At 55.7% G+C, this 26,166-nt stretch carries 23 protein-coding genes; 16 read left to right on the forward strand and 7 right to left on the reverse strand.

Annotated elements, in window-relative coordinates:
* Positions 1–4: 4 nt before the first annotated feature.
* The 5 genes from ABJG22_RS02980 to ABJG22_RS03000 are packed head-to-tail and all read right to left on the reverse strand — an operon-like array spanning position 5 to position 4,377.
* Positions 5–460: a hypothetical protein gene (locus ABJG22_RS02980; protein WP_348018746.1), complete on the reverse strand. Its 456-nt coding sequence runs from the start codon at positions 458–460 to the stop codon at positions 5–7.
* Entirely contained in the window at positions 457–1,896 is a 1,440-nt protein-coding gene (locus ABJG22_RS02985) for an aldehyde dehydrogenase family protein (protein ID WP_348018747.1), read from the reverse strand. The genes ABJG22_RS02980 and ABJG22_RS02985 overlap by 4 nt, the downstream gene beginning before the upstream one ends.
* Positions 1,893–2,816 (reverse strand): polysaccharide deacetylase family protein, encoded by a 924-nt coding sequence (locus tag ABJG22_RS02990; protein ID WP_348018748.1) that lies wholly within the window; start codon positions 2,814–2,816, stop codon positions 1,893–1,895. Before ABJG22_RS02990 ends, ABJG22_RS02985 begins: the two co-directional genes overlap by 4 nt.
* The gene (locus tag ABJG22_RS02995) at positions 2,813–3,700 is read right to left on the reverse strand and encodes a polysaccharide deacetylase family protein (RefSeq protein ID WP_348018749.1); all 888 of its coding nucleotides are present in this window, start codon (positions 3,698–3,700) and stop codon (positions 2,813–2,815) included. The genes ABJG22_RS02990 and ABJG22_RS02995 overlap by 4 nt, the downstream gene beginning before the upstream one ends.
* Entirely contained in the window at positions 3,697–4,377 is a 681-nt protein-coding gene (locus ABJG22_RS03000) for an isochorismatase family protein (RefSeq protein WP_348018750.1), read from the reverse strand. The genes ABJG22_RS02995 and ABJG22_RS03000 overlap by 4 nt, the downstream gene beginning before the upstream one ends.
* Before the next feature lie 86 nt (positions 4,378–4,463).
* Between ABJG22_RS03000 and ABJG22_RS03005 the strand changes: the two genes are divergently transcribed.
* The 10 genes from ABJG22_RS03005 to ABJG22_RS03050 all read left to right on the forward strand — a co-directional run bounded on the left by ABJG22_RS03005 (position 4,464) and on the right by ABJG22_RS03050 (position 15,071).
* Entirely contained in the window at positions 4,464–5,831 is a 1,368-nt protein-coding gene (locus ABJG22_RS03005) for an alpha/beta fold hydrolase (RefSeq protein ID WP_348018751.1), read from the forward strand.
* A 19-nt stretch (positions 5,832–5,850) separates the two neighbouring features.
* A complete protein-coding gene (locus ABJG22_RS03010; RefSeq protein ID WP_348018752.1) occupies positions 5,851–6,354 on the forward strand; it encodes a DUF3598 domain-containing protein in 504 nt (167 codons plus the stop codon).
* Complete coding sequence (locus ABJG22_RS03015) at positions 6,351–7,745, forward strand: 3-isopropylmalate dehydratase large subunit (protein ID WP_348018787.1); 1,395 nt, start codon at positions 6,351–6,353, stop codon at positions 7,743–7,745. The genes ABJG22_RS03010 and ABJG22_RS03015 overlap by 4 nt, the downstream gene beginning before the upstream one ends.
* Positions 7,745–8,362: a 3-isopropylmalate dehydratase small subunit gene (gene leuD / locus ABJG22_RS03020; RefSeq protein WP_348018753.1), complete on the forward strand. Its 618-nt coding sequence runs from the start codon at positions 7,745–7,747 to the stop codon at positions 8,360–8,362. The genes ABJG22_RS03015 and leuD overlap by 1 nt, the downstream gene beginning before the upstream one ends.
* Positions 8,359–9,291 (forward strand): hydroxymethylglutaryl-CoA lyase, encoded by a 933-nt coding sequence (locus ABJG22_RS03025; RefSeq protein WP_348018754.1) that lies wholly within the window; start codon positions 8,359–8,361, stop codon positions 9,289–9,291. The genes leuD and ABJG22_RS03025 overlap by 4 nt, the downstream gene beginning before the upstream one ends.
* Positions 9,288–10,463: a CaiB/BaiF CoA-transferase family protein gene (locus ABJG22_RS03030; protein WP_348018755.1), complete on the forward strand. Its 1,176-nt coding sequence runs from the start codon at positions 9,288–9,290 to the stop codon at positions 10,461–10,463. The genes ABJG22_RS03025 and ABJG22_RS03030 overlap by 4 nt, the downstream gene beginning before the upstream one ends.
* Positions 10,464–10,788: 325 nt before the next feature.
* On the forward strand, positions 10,789–13,035 hold the full coding sequence (locus tag ABJG22_RS03035; protein ID WP_348018756.1) for a TonB-dependent hemoglobin/transferrin/lactoferrin family receptor: 2,247 nt from the start codon (positions 10,789–10,791) through the stop codon (positions 13,033–13,035).
* Between the two features lie 22 nt (positions 13,036–13,057).
* Entirely contained in the window at positions 13,058–14,089 is a 1,032-nt protein-coding gene (locus tag ABJG22_RS03040) for a DUF6607 family protein (RefSeq protein ID WP_348018757.1), read from the forward strand.
* Complete coding sequence (locus ABJG22_RS03045; RefSeq protein ID WP_348018758.1) at positions 14,089–14,505, forward strand: hypothetical protein; 417 nt, start codon at positions 14,089–14,091, stop codon at positions 14,503–14,505. The genes ABJG22_RS03040 and ABJG22_RS03045 overlap by 1 nt, the downstream gene beginning before the upstream one ends.
* Before the next feature lie 11 nt (positions 14,506–14,516).
* Positions 14,517–15,071 carry a hypothetical protein gene (locus ABJG22_RS03050; RefSeq protein WP_348018759.1) on the forward strand — a complete coding sequence of 185 codons (555 nt, stop codon included), beginning with the start codon at positions 14,517–14,519 and terminating at the stop codon, positions 15,069–15,071.
* Positions 15,072–15,086: 15 nt separating this feature from the next.
* On the opposite strand, the gene ABJG22_RS03055 is transcribed toward ABJG22_RS03050, so the two are convergent.
* On the reverse strand, positions 15,087–15,914 hold the full coding sequence (locus ABJG22_RS03055) for a TauD/TfdA family dioxygenase (RefSeq protein WP_348018760.1): 828 nt from the start codon (positions 15,912–15,914) through the stop codon (positions 15,087–15,089).
* A 79-nt stretch (positions 15,915–15,993) separates the two neighbouring features.
* Here ABJG22_RS03055 and ABJG22_RS03060 point away from each other — a divergent pair, with 79 nt between their 5' ends.
* Entirely contained in the window at positions 15,994–16,998 is a 1,005-nt protein-coding gene (locus ABJG22_RS03060; protein WP_348018761.1) for an SDR family oxidoreductase, read from the forward strand.
* A 27-nt stretch (positions 16,999–17,025) separates the two neighbouring features.
* Here ABJG22_RS03060 and ABJG22_RS03065 read toward each other — a convergent pair whose 3' ends face one another.
* Positions 17,026–17,448, reverse strand: a complete 423-nt coding sequence (locus tag ABJG22_RS03065) for a hypothetical protein (RefSeq protein ID WP_348018762.1) — start codon at positions 17,446–17,448, stop codon at positions 17,026–17,028.
* A 135-nt stretch (positions 17,449–17,583) separates the two neighbouring features.
* On the opposite strand from ABJG22_RS03065, the gene ABJG22_RS03070 reads away from it, so the two are divergent.
* The 5 genes from ABJG22_RS03070 to ABJG22_RS03090 form a co-directional block, all read left to right on the forward strand.
* Complete coding sequence (locus tag ABJG22_RS03070) at positions 17,584–18,345, forward strand: helix-turn-helix domain-containing protein (RefSeq protein ID WP_348018763.1); 762 nt, start codon at positions 17,584–17,586, stop codon at positions 18,343–18,345.
* Between the two features lie 52 nt (positions 18,346–18,397).
* Complete coding sequence (gene bla / locus ABJG22_RS03075; RefSeq protein WP_348018764.1) at positions 18,398–19,369, forward strand: subclass B3 metallo-beta-lactamase; 972 nt, start codon at positions 18,398–18,400, stop codon at positions 19,367–19,369.
* Between the two features lie 10 nt (positions 19,370–19,379).
* Positions 19,380–19,727: a nuclear transport factor 2 family protein gene (locus tag ABJG22_RS03080; RefSeq protein ID WP_348018765.1), complete on the forward strand. Its 348-nt coding sequence runs from the start codon at positions 19,380–19,382 to the stop codon at positions 19,725–19,727.
* Between the two features lie 308 nt (positions 19,728–20,035).
* Complete coding sequence (locus ABJG22_RS03085) at positions 20,036–21,256, forward strand: TIGR03032 family protein (protein ID WP_348018766.1); 1,221 nt, start codon at positions 20,036–20,038, stop codon at positions 21,254–21,256.
* 47 nt (positions 21,257–21,303) lie between these two features.
* Positions 21,304–26,166: hypothetical protein (locus tag ABJG22_RS03090; protein ID WP_348018767.1), on the forward strand; the 4,863-nt coding region annotated here is incomplete at its 3' end.

Raw genomic sequence — 26,166 nt, forward strand, 5'->3', positions numbered from 1 at the left:
ACTCCTATGTCACTCGTTTTTCGTCACATAAAGTTCGACGATATGGCGCGCCATCCTTGAACCACTGCCAAGTGCGCGCTCTTGATCTGCCGTCTTCGGCGATCTCGATCATCTCCGTATAGCGTTCGCCCGGCGCATCTTTTCGGTCAAGTCGCAATAATATCAGGCCGTCGCTCTCCCAGCCATAGCCAGAGAACCGGTCGGTATCCCAATGGAGCTTTCCATCGCGGTAGACGCCACCAAATTCAAAATGCTGTTTGCGTCCGTCGGCCCAGATCAAATCATTATGCTGGATATAGGCAAAGTCACCATCATCCGGAAATTCGCAATGGGTGAGGGTGCGATGCTCGTCCAGAATATTGCCTTCATCGTCCTGATGACGGTAGATGCCATCCCAATGGCCCTCATGCGCCAGCATATTCGGCATATGCTCCGTCATCAAAACGCGCCAACCGGTCATTGGCCATTGCTTCCGGCAAAATTCTCTTCAGCGAAATCCTGAATGCGGGCCGGTGCCGCGGTCTGTTCGATGAACGCCTGTTGACGGAAGAAACGGGTAAGGCCGCTTTCTCCCATGCGGGACGGTCCCATGCCCGACATTTTGAAACTGGAATTTTCCGCGTCCCAGACCATTGCGGTCATCGAACCATCGTTGATTGAAATGGCCCCGGCCTCGAGCCGCTCGCCGACGGCTTTTGCTTCTTCTGCCGTTCCGGCCAGAACGGCGGCAGATAAACCATAGATTGAGTCATTGGCTTGCGCGATGGCGTCTTCGACATTGTCAAATGCAATGACCGGCAGCACCGGCCCGAAGCTTTCGTCCCGAATGACGGCCATATCCGGCGTTGCATTTGCGATCACTGTTGGCCGTAAATAGGTTCCTCCGCCCAGCGTCTCGACCGTGCCCCCGGTCAGAACACGGGCGCCTTTTGCCTTTGCTTCGGCGATCTGTTCACCAATCTTGCGGCCCTGCGGCGCAAAGATAAAGGGCCCGATTTCGCCCTGGTTCATGTCGGGATAGTTGAGGCGGACTTTCTCCGCTTCGGTGACCAGTGTTTCCAGGAACCGGTCATATATCTCGCGCGCCACGTAGAGTCGTTCGATCGACTGGCAGGCTTGGCCGGTTGCCAATATACTTGCGCGGAGAGCAGTTTTCGCGGCTTCGACCGGATCGGCGCTGGCCAATATGATCATCGGGTCCTTGCCACCCAGTTCAAGATTGGCGGGGATAAATGCCTCTGCTGCGGCAACCGCGACCTTGCGGCCGGTTGCGACCGAGCCGGTGAAGCAGACATAATCGACATGGGCAACGAGTGCCTCACCGGTGGCCGCATCACCAAGGACAATCTCCAGTACGTCGGCAAGTTCCGGAACCTCGGCTATGCTGGCGCGCAATGGATCGACAAATCGCGGTGTTATTTCAGATGGCTTGATCAGTGCCGCACAGCCGGCAAATAGCGCTGGAATGGCATCGATAGTGCTGAGGATTATCGGGAAATTCCACGGCGCAATGGCGCCAAATAGGGGAAATGGCACGAGTTGCGTGCTGTACTCGACAGTGGGGTTTGCCGAAGCAACGTTCGATGGCGAATGGCGCGCTATGATATCAGGCGCCTGCGCCGCCCAGCGTCTTATCGTGTCGGGTAGGCTGCCGACTTCAATCGCGGAAATCCCGGCGCGGCCTGTGTCGACCGTGAGCTGTTCGACAATGGCACGGGCATGTTTTTCGATGGCATCGGCCCAGCGCAGCATGATTGTGCTGCGCTCGCTGATCGACATGGCGGCCCAGCGCGGTTGGTTTTTCCGCAAGCGTTTAGCAGCAGCAGCCACCCCTGCACGGTCAACCGGTTCCAAAATATGGTCTATTTCGCCGGTGCGGGGGTTGCGGACTTTCACTGTTGTGCGCTCCAACTGTCGATGATGGCATCGCCGCGGGCAAAACCGATGTCCGGTCTGTCGGCAAAACTGGCGATCAGCGCCTCAAAGGCGGCGATGCGGTAGGGCAGGCCCATGATGTAAGGCGTCAGATGCATTGGCATCATCCGTCCGCCAAATGTTTTTGATTCGCCGAGCAACCAATCCGCTGCGTCTCTCATTTGCTGGGCGTAGCTATCCACGGAATGCTGTTGCACATTGACGATCTGGCGGTCCGACAACTCATGATTGAGCGGAAGATTGGTGATAGGACCAGCCTCCGTTTGGAACGCATACGGCAGTTCGTCATTCACCCAGTCGCACATATAGTCGACGCCTGCCTCGGCAAGCAGTCTGGCGGTGTTAAAGCTTTGCGACCGGGCAATGGAGAGCCAGCCGCGTGGCCGCGTTCCGGTGACTTGCTCCAGCGTGTCGAGCGATCCGGTGATCAAGGCCTGTTCGTCTGCCTCGCTCATGCCGCTGGCAATCGTGCCGTTCATGTCGGTGCTATGGGCGATAATCTCGTGCCCGCCCGCGATGATGTCGGCAATGAGTTCGGGATAGCGCTCGGCAATGGCGCTGTTGGTCGCGACCGATATTTGTACACCGGCTTTCTCAAATGCGCCCAGCAGGCGGTAAATGCCAATGCGGGTTCCATATTCCCGCGCCGTATAATGGCGATAGTCGGGATAGGCGGTCGCCATATGGCCCGGCGCCCGGAATGGATCATCCTCCGGAATCATCGGGAAATATTCGAGGCTGATGACCGGCCAGATCAGCAACTTCTTCGCATCTGGCCATTGCAGCGGCTTGCGTTCGAAAAATTGCGAATAGGGATAATAGTCATGGTCCATCCCGCGGCCACGTTTGGGATATTCGAGATAGCTCGGGTCCAAGCTCATGCCATTTGCTCCCGGAAATGATCCACGATGTCGCCGGCCTTGGTGATCCAGGCTCTGCCGTCGCCAGCAATATGTTCCAGCACCGATTCGAAGGCGCCGATGCGGTGTGGCTGGCCAATCAGATAGCTGTGCAGCGGGATGCACATGACGGTTCCCGACTGTGTGCCTTCGCCGGCAAGCCGGTCATATTGCCGGATCAGCGTATCCGCATATTCGCGTGGCGACATATTGTAGATGAAGAAGCCATAGTGATCGTTGACCTCGAGACTATAGGGAATGGCGGCCAGCTTCCCTGATTTGACCTTCACATCGGTCGGCTGGTCGTCATGATAGAGGTCGCATGTATAATCGAGGCCATATTCGGCGATGAGGTCGAGCGTGCGGGGTGTATGGGTGAGAGCCGGTGCGAGCCAGCCTCGGATCCGCTGGCCGGTCGTGCGCTCCACGGTTTCGATACTATCTTCGATGATTGCGCGTTCCTGCGCCTCGTCCATCCCATAGCTATAGCGCGTGTTATATATGCCATGGCTGAAAAATTCCCAGCCGCGCTGGCTGGCATCGTTGACGACTTCAGGGATATGGTCGCACAGCGCAACCGAGAGGCTGACCGATCCCGGGAAGCCGTGCTTGCTCATCATCTCCGCCATGCGCCAGTGTGACACCCGGTTGGCATGATCGCGGTGGCCATAGCCAACCACGTCGGGATGCGGTTTGGGCCAGCTTTTGCGGTGTGGATTGATCGCCGGGTCGAGTTCGTAAAACTCTAAATTGGGCGCAACCCAGACGGCACAGGTTTTGCCGTCCGGCCACGTAATCTTTGGCCGGTTCCGATATGGCAGATAATCATAAAGGCCGGGGTCGGCTTTCTGTGCGTCGTTCATCATTGCGCATCCAGCCAGTCGATCACCGTTTGCACCGGTTCGACATCTGCATATTTAATCTGCAAGTCAGTCAGATTGGCGAAATGATAGCTTTCATGTTTGTCTGCGCAGGTTTCGATCGGGACAATGGCGCGATAGCCATGGCTCAGGGCATCGACGGCCGTGGCCCGTACGCATCCCGATGTCGAGCCGCCGGTGACGACGACCGTATCCACTTTGTGCCAGGTCAGATAGCTGGCCAGCTGCGTTTCGAAAAAGGCGCTCGGCATGCGCTTGGTATATTGCAGATCATTGCTATCGACCTCACAGCGCGGATCGAGCTTATGCCGTTCGCTGTCATATTTGATATTCTGCAGAGAATCTTCTGTATCCGTGCGGGTGCCCCAGACTCCGGCATCACCGGCATCATCCTTATACGCTACGCGGCTCCAGATCACCGGCATACCTTTTGCCCGCGCCAAGGCGGAAATGCGGTTTATATAGTCAATCTGATGGGGATCCGTTTCATATGCTGTTTTGTATAAGTCGGTGCGGGTATAGGCTTGCTGCACATCAACATTCACGATTGCCAGCTTTTCGCCAAAACCGAATTTCTTCCGCGCCGGGTTGCTGATGAGTTCCGCGAAAATTTCTCTCGCTGTGCGGCCATCTTCAACCATTTTGGTACCAATTAGCGTCATAGTCTATTTACTCCGGAATCGATAAAAGCACATTAATCACAAGAAAAAGCTTGTCGAGACAAATTTGTCCGGACAAATTAGGGTTTATGATTACACGCCATTTTATAGACGTCGATACGAACGGCAATAAACGCCGCGTTCATTATCGCTTGGCGGGCAAAGGCCCTCCGCTGTTGATGGTTCATCAGAGTCCGCGCAGTTCAAAAGAATATGAACCGTTGATGCAGAAATGGGCCAATCACTTCACCTGCATCGCGCCGGACACGCCGGGTTTTGGGCAATCTGATGCGTTGTCAGGAAAGCCGGAAATTAATGAATATGCCGATGCTCTGATAGAATTGGTGGATGCGCTCGGCATAGAAAAATGCGCGGCTTATGGTTTTCATAGCGGCGGAATCATTCTGGTGACCGCGGTGAAACGGCATGCGAATCGGTTCACCGCATTAGCGATCGGCGGCTATGCAATCTGGACGCCGGAAGAGATGAATCTGTTCAGTGACAAATATCTGCCTGAATTTCATCCGTCACAATATGGCGAGCATCTGGCCTGGCTGTGGAACCGGATATTGGAACAGAGCTGGTTTTTCCCTTGGTTCGCCACCGACGACGAGCACCGGCTTTCGGTGGCCAATGATGATCCGTTGCGGGTTGATGCTGTGGTTCGGGAAATGCTGGATGCGGGCAATGCCTATCAGTCAGGCTATGGCGCGGTCCTGCGCGCACCACGTGACATCCCGGCGGCGGACGCGCCAGTGCCGCCTTGTCTGATCAGTGCCTATGATGGCGATCCGCTGCAGGAACATATCGATCGTCTCGGTGCGATGCCGCCGTCATGGTCGGCCCGCAAGGTCGCCACTCCTGACGAGCATCAGGCTGCTAGTCTGGAACATCTTCTAGCGACTGAAACCGAATTGGTGACGGCGTTGCAAGAAACAGCGGATGAAGGATTTATCGCTGTTGAAATTGAGAATTTCAACGGCCTTATCCACTGGCGTGGTAACAGGGCGGCATCGACCCTATCCGTGCACGCACCGGGTAAAGCTGCGCCCAAATGCGGTGATGATGATGGGCTATATATCGATCTTGCCGGACATGGCCTGTCGGACGATTGGATGGGCGAGGCCCCGACGGATTGGGCGAGCTGGTCAAAGCTCATTACCGCATGTGCGACGCAATTGGATGTCGATAGGATCGATTACGAGCCGCTGCCGGTTGGCGACGCCAAATTGCTCTACCCTGATCTTTCGCCCGACCGCTTTGGCAATTATCTCACCAAAGCATGGCAGATCGTGCGTGCAACGGTGATGTTTGAGCCATGGTATGAGGCCGCGACCGCCCATGCTATTTCATTTGATCCAGATCAGTTGCGACCGGACATATTGGCTGAACGGCATCTGGAGCGGCTCAACGCGCGAGCGGCGAAAGCATATCATATTGCATTACAGACTAGATAGACAATCAACCCGAGGAATAATGATGGGAATTCGCGAAGATATGCCGCTTTTGGCTCGCCATGAAGGCGTTTGGGACGGCACATATACTTATTTTAACGCGCAAAACGAAAAGATCGACGAACATGGTTCGCGCTTGCTTTGCCGCTTTCCGGATGATGAAAGCAAAGCGCCATATCACCAGACCAATCACTATACATGGGCTGATGGGAAAGCCGAAATCCGTGAATTTCCCGCCGAATATCGGGACAATCGTATATGGTGGAATAATGATTTGATTATAGGCTGGGCTGCGGAAGTCCCGCTCGATGAATATAATCGTACCGTGATGCTCTATTGGCAACGCACTGGCGACCCTTCTCTCTATCTGTACGAGCAAATCCAGATTAGTGATGATGGGCAAAACCGGTGCCGCACCTGGCACTGGATCCGCGACGGTAAGCTGGAAACACGCACCGCGATACAGGAGACATTCGTGACCAAAGACTGGCGCGCGATCGACAAAGAAATGGGACATGTAATCTGAATCAGCCGCAATCTCTTTTTGACAAACTATGGTCCAGCCACGTTGTCGCCGATTTACCCGGCGGCGGCGCGCTTATTGCTATTGATCGGGTGTTTCTGCACGAACGGACAGGCGCGGCTGCGTTAAATTCGCTGGCCGAAGCAGGCCGCACAGTGATGGATCCCGCGCGGGTGTTTGCCGTGACCGATCATATTGTTGATACCCGGCCGGGGCGGACGGACCAGACGCTCATGCCGGGTGGTCAGGCGTTCATTACGGAGACACGGGCGGCAGCAAAAGCGGCCGGCATTACCCTGTTCGATGTCAATGATCCCGATCAGGGGATTGTTCATGTCATCTCGCCGGAACTGGCCATTGTCTTACCCGGCTGCACTCTCATCGCGCCTGATAGCCATACTTGTACGCAGGGCGCTTTTGGCGCGCTGGCATGGGGCATCGGATCATCGGAAGCCGAGCATGCGATGGCAACTGGCACGCTTCGTTTGAACAAGCCAAAGTCAATGCGGGTGACGTTTAAAGGAAAGCTGCCCGGCTCTATCACGCCTAAGGATATGATCCTTACGCTGCTTGCTCAATATGGTGCAGCGGGTGGCAAAGGCCATGCCGTCGAATTTGCCGGTGATGCGGTCTCCGCGCTCGATATGGAAGGGCGCATGACGCTCTGCAATATGGCGACCGAATTTTCAGCCATGTCGGGATTTATCGCGCCGGATGAAAAGACGTTCGAATATTTAAAAGTCCGGCGCTATGCGCCCCGCGGTGTTGAATGGGATCAGGCGGTGGAAAGCTGGCGCAGTCTGGCCACCGATGCCGGAGCCATTTTCGATCAGGAAATAGAAATTGATGCGAGTACCATTGCGCCGATGGTCAGTTGGGGCACTAGTCCAGGCCAGACCATTGTCGTTGATGCTGCGGTTCCCGAAGATGCTGCCGCATCGCCGCTCGACTATATCGCGCTGGACAAAGGTCAGGCGATCAAGGGCGTGCCGATCAACGCCGCCTTCATCGGTAGCTGCACCAACAGCCGATTGTCCGATCTCCGTCGTGCCTCTGCTTTGCTAAAGGGTCACAAAATTGCCGTGGGCATCAAGGCCATCTGTGTGCCCGGTTCGTCGCGGGTGAAACGCGAAGCAGAGGCGGAAGGCATTGATCAGATTTTCAAAAATGCTGGATTTGAATGGCGCGAAAGCGGTTGCTCAATGTGCTTCTTTGCAGGCGGGGAAAGCTTTGACGAAGGATCACGGGTGATTTCGACCACCAACCGGAATTTCGAAAGCCGTCAGGGGCCCAATGTCAAAACCCATATCGCCAGTCCGGAGACGGTGGTTGCCAGTGCCATTGCCGGCGTGATTGCCGACCCTCGGGATCTTGTGGAAAGCGAGACGATCTGATGGCCGCACCTTTTACCATTCTCACTTCGTTGCCGATGCCGCTGATCCGGGACAATATTGATACCGATCAGATCATTCCGTCGCGTGAAATGAAAAGCACGGGCAAGACCGGGTTGGCCGACGGACTGTTCGCTGGCTGGCGCTATACAGAAATTGGCGGTCGCGAACCCAATAGCGATTTTGTGATGAATGATGGCACCTATGCCGACAGCCAAATCATTTTGGGCGGAGTTAATTTTGGCTGTGGGTCGAGCCGGGAACATGCCGTATGGGCGCTGGCCGAATTCGGCTATCGTGCTGTTGTCGCGCCCAGTTTCGCGCCGATATTTGCTGGAAATTGCGTTCGGAACGGCATCTTGCCTGCGGTGCTGGACCCTGCCGCAATTGCGGAAATTGAACGGTTGGCGGAGCCTATCACAATCGATCTTCCGTCGCAGACAATCAAAACCGCCGACGGCAAGTGTTGGACATTCCCGATCGAAGAAGAAGCCAAATCCATGCTGCTCGAAGGCTTGGATGCAATCGACCTCAGTTTGAAGATGGCGGATGAAATTACGCGTTGGCAAAGCGCTGACCGCGCCGCTCGCCCATGGATATATTTAGGAGCAAATGCATGACCCAATCGGTCACAATCAGCGAAGTCGGACCGCGGGATGGCCTGCAAAGTGTAGATCGCGTGATGCCGACAGAAGCCAAAAAGGCTTGGATCGCGGCCGAGGCTGCAGCCGGCGTGACAGAGATTGAAGTGGGCAGTTTTGTGCCGCCTGCATTGCTCCCGCAAATGGCCGACACGGCAGAGATTGTTGCATTTGCCAAGACCATAGAGAATTTGGATGTGGTCGCGTTGATCCCCAATCTCAAGGGCGCCGAGCGGGCCATCGCTTGTGGTGTCGACAAGATGTCGATTCCCTTTTCCATGTCGGAAACCCACTCGATCAACAATGTCCGCAAAGACCATCCGGAGATGATCGCCGAGATCAAGGCCATTGCTGACTTGGTGGCTGAGCAGCCGGAAGATCAAAGACCGCATTTCGAAGTTGGTCTGTCGACGGCTTTTGGCTGCACGCTCGAAGGACCGGTATCTGATGAGCAGATTGTTCGCCTAGCCGAAGCCGCGATGGAAGCCGGTGTTGCCGAATGCGGCCTGTCCGACACCACAGGCTATGCTAACCCCGCGCACGTGACGCGGTTGGTGCGCAAGGTCAAAGCGGCGATCGGAGAGGATAAGCTCAATACGCTGCATTTGCACAATACACGCGGCTTGGGGCTGGCCAATGTCATGGCTGGTCTAAGCGAAGGCATCACTACCTTTGATAGTTCGTTGGGCGGCCTTGGCGGATGTCCCTTCGCCCCCGGCGCGTCGGGCAATATCGTGACGGAAGATCTGGTCTTCATGCTGGAAGCGATGGGCATCGACACCGGTATTAATCTCGAAAAATTACTGAAAGTCCGGGATATCGTTGCCGAAGCGCTCCCCGGTGAACCCCTATACGGCTTCACACCTGACGCCGGTCTCCCCCTTGGATTTGAGAAAGCAGCTGCATGACCCAAACTACTCCCCTGGCCGGTTTAAAGGTCGTTGAATTCACCCATATGGTCATGGGCCCCGCTGTCGGCGCCATTCTTGCCTCGCTCGGCGCAGAGGTCATTCGCATCGAGCCCATTGGCGGCGACCGGACCCGCAATTTGGTCGGTTCCGGCTCGGGCTATTTTCCGATGTACAACCGGCATAAGCAGAGCGTCTCGCTGAACCTCAAAGATCCCGAGGGATTGGATATTGCCAGAAAACTTGTCGCCGATGCTGACATTTTGGTCGAAAACTACCGGCCCGGTGCCATGGATCGACTGGGCCTTGGCTATGACGCGCTGTCCGAGAATAATGATCGTCTTATCTATTGTTCGGAAAAAGGCTTTCTGCCCGGTCCCTATGAAAACCGCACGGCGCTGGATGAAGTGGCCCAGATGATGGGCGGGCTTGCCTATATGACTGGCCCGCCGGGACAGCCCCTGCGTGCGGGTTCCAGTGTCATCGACGTAACCGGCGGGATGTTCGGTGTTATCGCCATTCTTGCGGCGGTCGAGGAACGACACCGGACCGGCAAGGGACAGAAGGTGCAAAGCTCCCTCTTTGAGACGACCGTCTATTTGATCGGGCAGCATATGGCACAGAAAGCGGTCACCGGAAAAGCCGCGGACCCGATGCCTGCGCGTATTTCGGCCTGGGCTATCTACGATGTGTTTCAGACAAAGGATGATCCGATCTTCATCGGCGTTGTGACCGATGCCTTGTGGGAGAAATTCTGCAAGCTGTTCGCGCTCGACGACCTATGGGCCGACGAAAGCATCCGCGAGAATAACAATCGCGTGGCTGCGCGCGATCGTATCATGCCGCAAATCCGCGAACTGGTAGCAACCTATAAGCGCGACGATCTGATCGCTATATTGGATGGTACTGGCCTGCCATTTGCGCCGATAGCGCGGCCGGAAGATATGTTCGAGGATCCGCATTTGGTTGCGAGTGGGGGACTGGAAGATGTCACATTGTCCGATGGAACGACGACCAAGCTCCCTGTTTTACCGATTGAAATGAACGGTGCCCGTCCTTCGGCGCCGGCCATGTTGAAAGAGGATGGCGCCGATACGGATTCAATTCTGGATGCGCTGGGCTTCACTGCGGAAAAAATTGCCGCGCTGCGTGCGGATGGCATTGCCCACTAACAGCCGGTTGTCTTGAAATAGCCCGCACAAGGGCTTTGTCCCCGCATGACTTGCGTTGTGCGGGGTGGGTGGTGCAGTGTGATAGCTGCTCGCCCTGACGGATGTTTGAATATCATCCTGTCCCCTTAACATCGTTTGATTCGATTGAGAAAACAGCTGCTTGCACCCTGCGCGGCGGTTGTTGTCAGTGGCGCACGCTTCGGACAAGGCGCCAGAGCGCGCCAGATTCTGCAATTTTACAATTAGTGTTTGACAGACTCACTCCCAATTCACTACCTACGAATGAGAATCATTCTCATTATCATTAAATCAGGAACTTAAATCAATGAAATCGAACTTCCGGCATCGGGGCATGGCCGTCACCTGTAGTTTTCTTGCACTGGGCTTCTCTCAGGCGGCAATGGCGGCTGATGAGGCAGCTGGTTTTGAGGATGACAATACCATCACGGTCACGGCGACTCGCGCACCGGTTGAAGTCGAAGACGCGCCTGCAACGGTTACGGTCATTGATCAGGAACGGATTGCCGATGAACTGGCGACGGATGTTCGCGATATCGTGCGGTTTGAGCCAGGTGTAACGGTTCGCCGCGCGCCTGCACGCTTTGGTGCGGCTCTTGGCACGACGGGCCGGGCCGGGAACGAAGATTTCAATATTCGCGGCATTGGCGGCAACCGTGTTCTCATCCAGGTCGATGGCATCCGCTCTCCACAAGGCTATACATTTGGCGCCCAGCAAGTCGGGCGCGGCAATGCGACGGATGTCGGTCTGATCAAGTCGGTAGAAATTCTGCGCGGCCCGGCGTCGGCCCTTTATGGCAGTGATGGCCTATCTGGGGCGGTCAGCTTCATCACCTCCGATCCGGTTGATTTCATCAGCGATGGCAATAGTTTTGGCGGCTTCGCCCGGGCGCAATATAGTTCCGCGGATCAGGAATTTTCCGAAACTGTGGCGCTGGCCGGACAGACAGGCGATTTTTCTGCCATGTTGGCTTATTCGCGCCGCGATTTTGAAGAGCTTGATAACAAGGGCACCATCGACGCCGAAGATGCGAGCCGTACAACGCCCAACCCGCAGGATGGCGAGTCAAACGCGTTTCTTGGTAAGCTGTTCTGGGAAAACGGTTCTCATAAAGTGCGCCTGACCGGTGAATATCTGGAGCGTGAAGTTGCTTCAGAGGTTCTTTCCGGTCGCGGCCCGGTTTTCCTCTTTGGCCCGAACCCCAGCTGGATCGTTGATAATCTGACAGCACAGGATGAAACCAAACGGGGTCGCGCCTCGATTGATTATACCTATGATGCTGGCGAAGAGAGTTCCGGCTTTATCGATTATGCCCATCTTGCTGCTTATTGGCAGGATGGTAAAGATCAGCAATTTGCTTTTGAAGAGCGCACGGCAACTTCTGCCACTCCGCGCCCGGATAGGGAAAGGCTGAACACGTTCAATAATGAAGTTATCGGAGCGGTCGCAGATTTCCGGTCAACTTTTAGTACGGGTTCGGTCAAGCATACGCTGACCTTCGGCGGTGACATCAGCAAGACCGAGCAAGACGGTCTGCGCGATGGCACAGAGCCCCCTTTTGGAGAAGTTTTTCCCACCCGCGCTTTTCCAAAAACGGATTTCACGCTTGGCGGTTTCTATGTCGGAGACGCCATTGAATTTGGAGATGGTGTGGTCACCCTATATCCTGCACTCCGCTACGACTTCTACGACTTGAATCCAACCGACGATCCGCTGCTGCCGAGCTTCACGCCAAGCGGACAGGACGGTTCGAAATTGTCTCCAAAACTGGGTGCGGTCGTCAAATTGGGCGATGTCCGTTTGTTCGGTAACTATGCCCGCGGTTTCCGGGCGCCGACGCCTAGTCAGGTCAATAATTTCTTCGAAAATCTTGCCTTTGGTTACACATCGCTTGCCAATCCGGATCTGGGTCCGGAAACCAGCGACAGCTTTGAGGCCGGCATTCGCTATGCGACCGACGGCGTCAAATTGTCGCTGACGGCGTTTACCGCAGACTATTCTGACTTCATCAGTCAGGAAGTGGTTGGCGGTAGCTTCACTCCTGGTGACCCTGCTGTCTATCAATTCGTCAATCTTGATGATGTCAGCGTCAAAGGCGTGGAAGCGAAAGCCAGCTATGAAGCCGACAATGGTTTCCGCGCGCGTTTTGCCATTGCTTTTGCCGATGGTACCGTAAATTCGCCAAACAATCCGTCTGCCTCGCTGGGTACTGTCGATCCTATCAATGCAATTTTGGGTCTGGGTTATCGTGAACCTACGGGCGCATTCGGCGGTGAAGTGGTCCTGAGTTACAATGCGCAGAAGGAAGCCAATGAGACAGTTGGTGTATGTTCTGCTGACTGTTTCCGGCCTCAGGAATCCGCGATTATCGACGCTACCGCATTTTTCCGGGTCACCGATAATTTCAAAATTCGGGCTGGAATATTCAACATTACGAACAAGAAATACTGGTTGTGGAGCAGCGTCCGAGGGGTTGCTGAAACCTCGAATATAACGGACGCATTCACGCAGCCGGGCCGCAACGCGAGCGTTTCGCTGAGCGTATCATTCTAATTTTTTTGGGGGAGAAGTTACTATGAATAAGAAATTGAAAACACAATTTGGTGCGGCCTTGTTCGCACTGGCCATGGCCACGACACCGGCCTTGGCCAATGGTGATCAAAGGCAAATGGCTGCCACCGAAGTGCAGGCATCCTTTGAACAGGACCGTGCCGACATATTGGCGATGGCCGGGGACTATAAAGTCAAATTCGACATGGCGGAAACCACGACATGGCGCGATGACTATGAGCCTATCAAAGCCAAGATTTCCGGTGGTCATGAAAGTGTGCGGGTCATCAAAGACACGGGCACCGAAATCGTCCTCCAGCATCTTTTGGTGGCGGAGCATGAAGGCAATACATTTGTTATCAAACATTGGCGGCAAGACTGGGTGTACCAGCCTAGCAATGTGCTGGTTTATGAAGATGCCGGAAAATGGGTGAACAAGGATGTTCCGGAATCAGAACGTTCCGGTAGCTGGTCGCAGACGGTATGGCAGGTCGATGACAGTCCCCGCTATGGTGGTCTGGGGAAATGGAAAACGGTCAACGGCGTCCGCAGCTGGACGAGCGACTGGACCGCTCGGCCTTTGGCGCGCCGCGATGCTGTACGCAATCCGGTCTATGACCATTATCAGGCTATAAACCGTCATCAGCCGATGCCCGGTGGCTGGATTCATTGGCAGGACAATACCAAGATGAAGATGGTTGATGGCAAAGCCGTCCCCTATGTTCAGGAATCGGTGCTCAACACCTATAAGAAATTCGATGGCTATACGGTAAGCGCTGCCGATGACTATTGGACAAAGACCCAAGCATATTGGGAAAAAGTCCGTGCCGAATGGGATGCCGCTATCGCCGCAACGGGCGGTGTGACGGTTGAAGAAGAAGCGCATACCGGAACCGTGATCAGTGCACGGCTCTTGGGCATGGGTACCGAAATCTCCGAGGGCAAGCTTTCAGAGGCCGATGCGGTCAAGGAAGCGCAATCCCTTATCCGAGAGGCTACTGTTAAACGTCCTGTCAAAACTGCTGCAAAGAAAACCGCTACATCAGCAGAATATTGATGAGACAACCAATATCCGCATTTGCGCAGTCGCTGGCCGCTACCCCCAAGCTATCGGCCATGCCTGCTGCGCAAATGCGGGTAGTCGTCGCGATGCGGATCGCTGTCTTGGCGTGGAAGAAACGCCAAGACCCAAAACCCTATTTGACCAAGCAATTGGGCGATGAAATCGCGGCCGGGCATTTTGCGCATATTGTCGAAATCATGAATGAATGTTGGCCTGAACCGATGGCGGTACATCGCCCGTGCTGTTCCCAGACAAGCTATGATGAAATGTTGGTTGTTGATCTGGTTACGTCAGTTGTGCAAGATCAGTCGGAGCATTTTCATGGATTGTTGGGGGAAATGATCGGTCGATCCGACAGGCAGAAATTGCACCTTGGTTTCACAAAATTTGCGAGCCGATTTAAACGCTAAGGAATCTTTCAGTGAACAAGCCGAAACTCAGGAACCTTTTGATATTGGTTCACCTGTTCCTTGCTGCCTTTCTGGCGCCATCCTTCCTGCTGGTCGGCACGACGGGCGCGCTGAAATTGGCGGGTGTTGATCCTGCGATAGTGGATATTGATCTGACTTTGCCTGCCGACACCCAGCTCGACCCGGATAGCCCGACGTTGAAGCAGGATATTACCGCCATTCTTGCCGCCCAGAACATTGATCTGGACATTGAAAGCGTCCGCAGCCGTGGTGGTAAAATGACCACTCGACCGACTTCGCGTACCTTCGCAAGGATCAACCAAACGCCGGACGGCCTGCAGGCGTCTCTGCACAAGCCGGGTTTCCAATATTCGATGATGGAGTTGCACAAAGGCCATGGTCCGGCGATCTTTAAGACCTATCAATTGATTGCGGGGATCGCTTTGTTCCTGGTCATCGTCGGTGGATTGGTTGTGGGACTGTTGGCCAAGGCCTATCGCCGTAAGACTCTCGTTTCGTTGGCGCTTGGAACCGTGGCCTTTGTGGCGCTTGGTTTGGCGGGCTGATTCCCGATCGGCAGATTAGCCTAACGGAACACCTTCAATGGTAATCCGGTTCAGATAGCGCCGATGCCCTTGATAGTCGTTCATTGCATAGTGCCAAGTCGACCGGTTATCCCACATCGCAAGATCACCTTCATGCCATTTGTGCCGGTGATGGAACCGGTCCTGCATGATATGGGTATATAGTTCTTGCAGCAGGGCCTGGCTCTCTTGCGCTTCCATATCGACAATCTCGAGGGTGAATCCGGGATTGACATACAGCCCTTTCACGCCCGTTTCGGGATGGGCCAGCACGACCGGATGTACCGCCGTCTGCCCAGCCTGATCGGCATTGGTATAGCGCCCTTCAAATCCTTTGCGATATTCGCTTTCTTCCCCGAAAATATGCGCATTGCCGTGCCGCGCTTTCAGACCGGCGATCCGGGTTTTCATGGCGTCATCTAGCGCCTCATAGGCTGCGGCCATTCCGGCGAATAATGTGTCGCCACCGCTGGGCGGGATTTCCAGCGCATAGAGGATGGACCCCATGGCTGGTGCGGCATCATAGCTGTGATCGGTATGCCAGCCGCCGCCGATATTGAGCTGTTGATCGGGCTCTTTGAGCACCTCGGCAATTTCCGGATAGCCGTCGCGCCGTTTGAAAAAGCGGTTGAAGTCGATAGCGCCCCAGCGTTCGGCAAAGGCGATATGTTCTTCGGGAGTCAGATGTTGGTCACGGAAAAACAATGTACCATGGTCGAGAAAAGCCTGATGGACATCGGCAAATTCCGCGTCGGTCAACGCAGTGACGTCGACATTTTCGACAATGGCGCCCACCGCTTCGCTGGCTTTTGAAATCTGCATCATGCTCTCCCGATTATCCCGTTCTCCTCGGAACGGATTTTGTGATAGTGTAACAGCGATTTTGAAATTTAGGAGTCCTTCGATGTCAAAAGACAGCAAATATTCGTCCATCAATCGCCGCCAATTGCTCGCTGCTACGGCTGCAACCGGCGTTGCGCTGACCGCTTGTTCCGCCAATGCCTCTGCAGATGCATTGGCGGATCTGACCGGCAAGTCGGTGCTGATTACCGGTTGTTCCTCCGGCTTCGGCTATCTTGGTGCGATACTCTATGCGGAACAGGGCGCGAAAGTGTTTGCCACCATGCGCAACCTGCCGCGCGCCGAAGGCGCAGCGCTGGAACAGGCGGCGAAAGATGGCGGGCTGGATATCACCATCCTTGAGCTGGATGTCCTGTCCGATGAGTCCGTGAACAATGCGGTCGCCGAGGCCGAACGGCTCAATGGCGGCGCGCTTGATGTTGTGATCAACAATGCCGGGATCGGCACGGGCGCTCCGGTGGAACTGCAAGATATGGAAGCGATGCAGCTGCTCTTTGATACCAATGTCATGGGGTATCAGCGGGTCGCGCGCGCCGCTCTGCCGAAGATGCGTGCGAAGAAATCCGGTTTGATTATCAATGTGTCGTCACAGCTTGGCCGGGTGATGGTGCCGGGCATGGGGCTCTACAGTTCCACCAAATTTGCAGTGGAATCGATGAGCGAACAAATGGCTTATGAACTGGTCCCACATGGTGTTGATGTCACCATTGTCCAGCCAGGCGGCTTCCCGACCAAAATTTGGGACAATGGCAACAAGTTGACCGCGCCGATGCTGGACCGTGCCGATGATGCGCGCAAGGCCGCCTATCAGGCTTTGGTCGCTGGTGCCTTGCGTGATGGTGGCGGTTCGACCGATCCGATGGATGTGCCGCGCGCGATCGCCGACGTCATCGCGAAGGCGCCGGGCAAAAGACCATTACGTCTCCCCGTTCATCCCGGCGGCAAACCGCAGCTGGGTATCAACGAGGTCAGCGCCCAGACACAGGTTGCGATGCTGGGCGCCTCTCCCTTCGGCCCATGGGTCAAGGATGTGAACGGCCGGACCTAGCGTTGCGATGTGCAGCGCACGGTTTTTTCAGGCGGTCCGCTTCACCAGTAGCAGCGGCGTCAGATAGACGATCAGGAATATGGCATTGGGGATGACGTTTGGCGCATTTCCGGATGCCACCGATGCGCCGCTGTCAATCACGAACCAGACCAGAAATGTAGTGATCGATCCCTTACGGATCAGATCGCTGCCTTGTTCTATGCCCGGCGCGGTGATGAAGACGTACATGGCCATCATGCCGGCAAAGACACCGCCGGCGATCGCCATCGCCATTTTTGCTTCCGGCGTGTCGAGACCGGCTACGCCATTGCCGCCGGAGGACGCGAGGTGGAAGAATATATCATTGGCGCCGGTAAAGTCATTCACCCCGGCGAAGGCGAATAATATGGCGACGAAAATCGAAAAAATCCCGACAATGCGGATATAGCGGCCAGCGGCTTGTGGTGACATGATCTGCTCCTCATTCCTAGATGTTCGTGGTAAACCACAGGCCGGTCATCAAAACAATTACCTGCCGGGTAAGTGCATGTGCCGCATTTCATGCTATCTGTCGGTCCGGTCAGGCACAGGATGAGGGAGGCGACCATGCCGTCGGAATTTGGCGCGATATTGAAGGACTGGCGGAAGACGCGGCGGTTCAGCCAGCTTGATCTCAGCCTCGAGGCCGAAATGTCGGCCCGCCATTTGAGCTTTCTCGAATCCGGCCGATCGAATCCCAGTCGCGAGATGGTGCTGCGCCTGTCCGAAGCGCTCCATCTGCCGCGCCCGGCCACCAATCAGGCGCTCCATGCCGCGGGCTTTGCGCCGGTCTATCCCAGTCTTTCCGACGACGCGCCCGAACTGGCTCCGGTCCAGCAGGCGATCAGCGCGATGCTCGACCATCATGATCCTTTTCCCGGCTATGCCATCGACCGCCACTGGAATATCGTCAGCAGCAATAAGGGCGCACAGATGATTCTGGCGCTGGCGAGCCCCGGCGGTCCGGCCAATCTGATCGACCTATTGATCAAAAGCGCGGCTCTCGACCTGATCGAAAATTGGGACGAGGTCGCGGTGCTTTCGTTGTCGCGGCTGCGCACCGAGATACTGGAGCTGGGCGGGGATGATAGGCTCTCCGCGCTGGCCAGCCGGCTGGCGGGCCATGAACGGGTCCGGCAGGCCGATTTGGGATCGATCAATCTCAATCAGGCGGTGATCCCGACAATCTTCCGGATCGGCGAAAACCGCCTGTCGCTCTTCTCCGTCATCGCCCAGTTCGGTTCGGTGCAGGATATCAAGGCGGGCGAGACACGGATCGAACTGATGTTCCCGATGGACGAAGCAACGGTTCAGCATTTCGAAAGATAGCGGTTGGCATGGCGCGTCCCCGATAGATAAGAGGCGTAGAGGGAGAAAATATATGCGCGCGATAAAATGGGGTTTGCTGTTGGGATTATCGGGCCTTGCGGCCTGCGCGCCAGTGGTGTCCGATGATGGCACCGGTCGATCCGGCGGGCAGGTGGCAAGCGACGAGCGTGCCGATGATAGCGCCGCGCTCTCCGCTGCACAGAAACGATTTCCCACCTGGTTTGCAAATGTCGAACCGTTTCGCGTGATCGGTAGCGAAGGTCAGGGGATATATTATGTCGGCACCAAGGGGCTGGGCATGTATTTCATCCCCACGGAAGACGGCCATATCGTGATCGATGGCGGGATGCCGGGGCAGGGCGCCTATGTCGCCGAAGCCATAAAGAAGCTGGGCTATGATCCGGCCGATGTCAAAATTCTGCTCAACAGCCATGCCCATCTCGATCATAGCGGTGGCCTTGCCGAATTGAAGCAGCTGACCGGCGCAAAATTTATCGCCAGTGAAGGCGATCGATCGGCGCTGGAGGGCGGTTTTTATCTTGGATCGGAGGACGAGGCCTCGATGAACGCACCGCCGGTCAGGGTGGATCAAATCATTTCCGACGGGGAGACGGTGACGCTCGGCGATGTGACGCTCACCGCGCATATCACGCCCGGTCACTCGCGTGGCTGCACCTCTTGGACGACCGATATCATGCAAGGGGGCAAGCGCTATGAGACGCTGTTTTTCTGCTCCGCAACGGTCGCAGCAAACCGTCTGGTCGGGCCGCCGCAATATGAAGGGATTGTCGAAGATTATCGTAAGACGTTCGCGATGACCAAGGACTGGAAACCGGATGTCTTTCTGTCCAACCATCCCGAGTTTTTCGGTATGGCCGCGAAGCAGGAACGACTGGCCGCGGGCGATCCTCTGGCGTTTGTCGACGACAGCGGTTTTCCCGTCTTGATCGGCAAGCTAGAGCAGGCGTTTGAAGCGGCGCTGGAAAAGCAGACGCTGAAATATAATGCGATCATGAGCGAGTGAGGGGATAGATATGGCACAGGCAAAAGAGCTGATCGAACGATTCTGGACCCTTCAGGACGGCCATGACTATAGCAAGCTGATCCCGCTGTTTGCCGATGATGCGGTGTTTGAAGATCCCGCCATCGGACGGGTCGAGGGCATCGAGGCGATCTCCGCCCTGCTGCACCACCTCACCAAGGAATTGGCCGACAAGAAGATGCATTTTGAAGTGCTGGAGATCGCTGGCGATGAAACGGTCGCCTGGTCGCGCTGGCTGTGGAAACGCCCCGATGGCGATATTGAAGGCGTCGGCCTGTACAAGGTCGCGGATGGCAAGCTGACCTCCTACCGCGACTGTTACGCAGTGCCTGAGGCCTAGCCCGCACCAATTTGACGAGCAGTCATCCTTGCCGATGCAGACTGATCTGCTGCCCATCATGCTGCGCGATTGAAAAGCGTCGTTAATCATTGGGCGGGCCTGATTCCATAGGTCAGAGGGCTCGAGTTTCCCCCGTATTTACATTAATTTACAAAATATTTGACCGCGAATCCCTTTTACATTAGATTACAAATATCTGCTCGGGGGGGTAACTGTTCGCAAGGTCCACAATTCACCCGAAATATTATGTCCAGATTCTTGCAGCTGTTGGGTCGCACCAAATGTTGTTTGTATAGTGGAGTATTGATTTGGCTGATTCTGGGGCTGTTCGAGGAAAAAAGACCGGCAAGGTTACTGCGGCTAAAAAAAGCCGGGCCGGCGCAAAGTCTCGCACGGCATCTGCCGCGGGCACGAAGGCTGCGGATAAGGCGGTCGTTGCGGACAAGAGTTCGCCGTCAACGATCACCTATTCTCAATCGGGATCTTTGCTCAGCCTGATGCGGTCGCTCGATATTTCTCTGGCGATCACATCCTATCAGTCGGGCCTTTTTTATCTGCTGGGCAGCAGCCCCAAAACCGGCCTGCATTTGCATGAATGTGCCATGCCCAAACCGATGGGCATCAAATATGAAGGCGACGGCCGTATCACATTGGCTGGCGGCTATCAGATCATGCGGCTTGAGGATGCTCTTGCCCCCGATGAGCAGATTAACAATATGTTCGATCGCTGCTTTGTGCCGCGCACCATGCATATTACCGGAGCGCTTGATGCGCATGATGTCGGTCTGGGCGAAGACGGCCAGCCGATTTTTGTAAACACCCGCTTTAACTGCCTTGCCACCGTTGACCCGCGCCATAGCTTTCGAGAGATTTGGCGGCCTGATTTTATCAGTGAGCTGATTGGTGAGGATCGTTGCCACCTGAATGGCTTGGCGATGGATGCTGGCAAGCCCGCCTATGTGACGGCGGTTAGCAAATCGAACACGATTGACGGCTGGCGTGACCGGCGCAGCGATGGCGGCGTGGTTATCGATGTCCAGAACAATCGGATAGTCTGCGAAGGGCTTTCGATGCCGCATTCGCCCCGGCTGCACAATGGCGAGCTGTGGATTTTGAATGCCGGCACGGGCGAATTGGGCGTGGTCGAAGGCGCGGCCAGCGGCAAGGGCAAATTTGTCCCCCGCATTTTCTGCCCCGGCTTTTTGCGGGGTCTGGCTTTCCACGGCAACCATGCTTTTGTTGGCCTGTCCAAGCCCCGCTATCAACGGTTTGAAGGTCTGGCATTGGACCAGCGTCTGAAAGATGCTGACAGCGAAGCATGGTGCGGTGTGCAGGTGATCGACCTGACCAAGAATAGTTGTGTTGATTGGTTCCGCATCGATGGCGCTGTTTCCGAACTTTATGATGTTGAGGTCATTCCAGGCGCTGCCTGCATGATGTCGGTCAGCCCGGTTTCCGCGGAAATCGCGAATCTGATTACCTATGCGAAGTCGCCGGAGGCGAAAATAGATAAGCCACCGAAAGCATAGACAAAGTTCCCAAGATTTAATTTGCAAATTAGAGTAAAGTACAGATTATGAATAATAAGATCGCGGCGAATAATGCAACAGTAGAGTGCGGTTATGGAACTGTCCGTGGTGGGCGATTGACTAAGTTGAGGGGGCAGGCAGCAAGCATTGCCCCGGTCATGGGGCAATTATTTGGTTCGGTCTCTGTGGCGGCGGTCGCCCTTGTGATGACTTCCTCTCCGGCAGCAGCACAGTCTATTTGCACCGAAGTGGATCCAGGCATATACAATTGTGCCGGTCCTTCCACTTCCGTGCAGTCACTGTTTGGGGGCGACGATCTGGTGGTCAATGTGGATGACAGCGTGACGGTTGACACGTTAGGCGATCAGGGATTTGTCCTGTCCAGCGTGTACGGTATTATCTTCATCCAGGATGAGAATGGCGGGGCGATTCAAGGGGGTGATGCCGGCATTGCTGCGCTCAACATTTTCCAGAACGCGCTTACGATCACGGCGACGGGTACGGCAACGGGCACGACCGGTGATGGCATTTCTGCTGAAAATTATGGCACGGATCTGACCATCAATGCGGCCGCTACGACCGGCGGGGATAACGGTATCAATGCGCACAACTTTGGCAGTGGCGCGCTTTCGATCACCGCGACGGGCACGGCAACGGGCACGGATGAAGACGGCATTTCTGCTGGAAATTATGGTACGGATCTGACCATCAATGCGGCCGCTACGACTGGCGGGCATAACGGTATCTATGCAGACAATGACGGCACTGGCGCGCTTTCGATCACTTCGACGGGCACGGCAACGGGCATGGCTTCAGACGGAATTAGAGCTAGTAATAGCAGCGATGGTACGGATCTGACCATCAATGCGGCCGCTACGACTGGCGGGAATGACGGTATTGATGCTGACAACAATGGCAGTGGCGCGCTTACGATTACCGCGACGGGTGCGGCGACGGGCACGGATGGAGAGGGCATTTTTGCTAGAAATTTTGGCACGGATCTAGCAATCAATGCGGCCGCTACGACCGGCGGGGATTACGGTATTCATGCTGATAACGAGGGCAGTGGCGCGCTCACGATCACGGCGACGGGCACGGCAACGGGTGCGTTTGAAGACGGCATTTATGCTACTAATAGCAGCGCTGGCACGGACCTAATCATCAATGCGGCCGCTACTACCGGCGGGGATGACGGTATTCATGCTTATAACGAGGGCAGTGGCGCGCTTACGATCACGGCGACGGGTACGGCAACGGGCACGGATAACGTGGGCATTTATGCTAGAAATTTTGGCACGGATCTGACCATCAATGCGGCCGCTACGACCGGCGGGGAATACGGTATTCATGCTTATAACGAGGGCAGTGGCGCGCTTACGATCACGGCGACGGGCACGGCAACGGGCACGGATGGAGAGGGCATTTTTGCTAAAAATTATGGTACGGATCTAGCAATCAATGCGGCCGCTACGACTGGCGGGACTGACGGTATTGATGCGCGCAACTATGGCAGTGGCGTGCTTACGATTACCGCGACGGGCACGACAACGGGCACTGACGACGACGGTATTTCTGCTAGTAATAGCAGCGCTGGCACGGACCTGACCATCAATGCGGCCGCTACGACCGGCAGTTATGACGGTATTAATGCTTATAACGAGGGCAGTGGCGCGCTTACGATTACCGCGACGGGCACGGTAACGGGCATTGACACGTATTACGGCGTTGGCATTCGTGCCGATAATGGCAGCAATGGTACGGACCTGACCATCAATGCGGCGGATGCGACTGGCGGAGATGACGGTATTGATGCACGCAACTATGGCAGTGGTGTGCTTTCTATTACCGCGACGGGTGCGGCGACGGGCACGGATAGAGAGGGCATTTTTGCTACAAATTATGGCACCGACCTGACCATCAATGCGGCCGCTACGACCGGCGGGGATAACGGTATTGAAGCGCGCAACTTTGGCAGTGGCGCGCTTTCTATTACCGCGACGGGCACGGTAACGGGCACGGATGAAGACGGCATTTTTGCTGATAATAGTGGCACGGACCTGACCATCAATGCGGCCGCTACGACCGGCGGGGAGAACGGTATTGAAGCGCGCAACTTTGGCAGTGGCGTGCTCTCAATCACTGCGACGGGTACGACAACGGGCACGTATGATGACGGCATTTTTGCTGATAATAGTGGCACGGACCTGACCATCAATGCGGCCGCTACGACCGGCGGGGATAACGGCATCTATGCAGACAATGACGGCACTGGCGCGCTTTCGATCACCGCGACGGGCACGACAACGGGTGATGGGACCGGCATTCTTGCTAGAAATGAAGGCACGGACCTGACCATCAATGCGGCCGATACGACTGGCGGGGGTTACGGTATTCTTGCTGATAATGATGGCAGTGGCGCGCTTACGATTACCGCGACGGGCACGACAACGGGCAATGGCACTTACGGCGTTGGCATTCTTGCTAATAATAGCAGCAATGGTACGGATCTGACCATCAATGCGGCCGCTACGACCGGCATATATGCCGGTATTGATGCACGCAACGAGGGCAGTGGTGTGCTTTCGATTACCGCGACGGGCGCGGCAACGGGCATTAACGCGTTTTACGGCGTTGGCATTCGTGCTCATAATAGCAGCAATGGTACGGATCTGACCATCAATGCGGCGGATGCGACTGGCGGGGCTTACGGTATCAATGCAGGCAATGATGGCAGTGGCGTGCTCTCAATCACTGCGACGGGCACGGCAACGGGCACGGATGAAGACGGCATTTTTGCTAGAAATTATGGTACGGCTCTGATCATCAATGCGGCCGGTGCGACCGGCATGGATCACGGTATCAATGCAGACAATGATGGCAGTGGCGCGCTTTCGATCACAGCGACGGGCACGGTAGCGGGGACGCATGGATACGGCATTTTTGTTGATAACAGCAGCGCTGGCACGGATCTGACCATCAATGTGGTTGCTACGACTGGTAACAGTATCGGTATCAAAGCTGATAATGATGGCACGGGCGCGCTATCGATCACCGCGACGGGCACGACAACGGGCATACTTGAAGGCGGCATTAATGCTTTCAACAGCAGCGCTGGCACCGACCTGACCATTAATGCGGCCGACACGACTGGCGGGGATAGCGGTATTGCTGCTGTTAATGACGGCATCGGCGCGCTTTCGATCACCTCAACCGGTGCCGTAGAGGGCAAAGATGGCGATGGCATTTATGCTAAAAATAGTGCCGATGGCACAGACCTGACCATCATATCGGACGCGGGGATCGGTGCGCCTGAGGCGGCTGACGTGTACGGTGCGAAGAACGGAATTTTTGCCGATCATAATGGCAGTGGTGCTCTTACGATCACCGCGACGGGCGGCGTAGAAGGTAAAAATGGCGATGCTATTTATGCGTCCAATTCTTCCGGTACGGATCTGACCATTGAGGCGCATGATGCCTATGGCCAGAAGAACGGTATTTTTGCTGATCATGACGGCAGTGGCGCGCTATCGATCACTTCCACCGGCACGGCAAAGGGCATCGACGAACATGGTATCCATGCGGACCAAAGTGCTTCGGGGACGGGTGGCCTGACCATAGAAGCGGTTAACGCAAGTGGCGGAAAACACGGTATCCTTGCTAATAATGATGGCAGTGGCGCGCTATCGATCACCGCGACGGGCACGGTAGCGGGCACGGTAGCGGTAGAGGGCGTGGTAACGAGCACGTATTATAATGGTATCGATGCTGATAATAGCAGCGCTGGCACGGACCTAGCCATCAATGCGGCAGATACGACTGGCGGGATAAGCGGCATTAATGCGCGCAACTATGGCAGTGGCGTGCTTACGATCACCGCAACGGGCACGACAACGGGCAAGAACACGTATGCTGACGGCATTTATGCTTTTAACAGTACCGCTGGCACCAGCCTGACCATCAATGCGGCCGAAACGACTGGCGGGGGTGACGGCATTGATGCGCGCAACGATGGCAGTGGCGCGCTTTCGATCACCGCAACGGGCCCGACAACGGGCACAGATGATGACGGCACTAGTGCTAGAAATTTTGGCACGGACCTGACCATCAATGCGGCAGATACGACCGGCGGGTATGCCGGTATTGATGCGCGCAACGATGGCAGTGGCGTGCTCTCAATCACCGCGACGGGTACGACAACGGGCACGGATGATGACGGCATTAGTGCTTTCAACAGTACCGGTGGCACGGACCTGACCATCAATGCGGCCGCTACGACCGGCGAGATTACCGGTATTGATACGGCCAACTATGGCAGTGGCGCGCTTTCGATCACCGCGACCGGTACGGTAACGGGCACGTCTGGATCCGGCATTTCTGCTCGTAACAATAGCGCTGGCACGGACCTGACCATCAATGCGGCCGGTGCGACTGGCGGGTTTCGCGGCATTTCTGCGCACAACACTGGCAGCGCTGCGCTATCGATCACCGCGACGGGCACGGTAGCGGGGACGCTTGGAGAAGGTATAAATGCCAATAACAGCAGCGCTGGCACGGATCTGACCATCAATGCGGCGGCTACGACTGGCGGGGATGACGGTATTGATGCGCGCAACTATGGCAGTGGCGCGCTTATGATCACCGCAACGGGCCCGACAACGGGCGAAGGCACGGATGATGACGGCATTTATGCTATCAACAGCAGCGCTGGCACGGACCTGACCATCAATGCGGCCGCTACGACTGGCGGGGTTAGGGGCATTTATGCGCGCAACTATGGCAGTGGCGCGCTTTCGATCACCGCGACCGGCACGGCGACGGGCACGGCATCAGCGGAAGGCTGTGGTGAAACATATTATTCTGCCGGTATTTACGCCTATAATAGCGAGGATGGCGCGGACCTGACGATAGTC

This window comes from Parasphingorhabdus sp., assembly GCF_039939955.1.
Classification (GTDB): Bacteria; Pseudomonadota; Alphaproteobacteria; order Sphingomonadales; family Sphingomonadaceae; genus Parasphingorhabdus.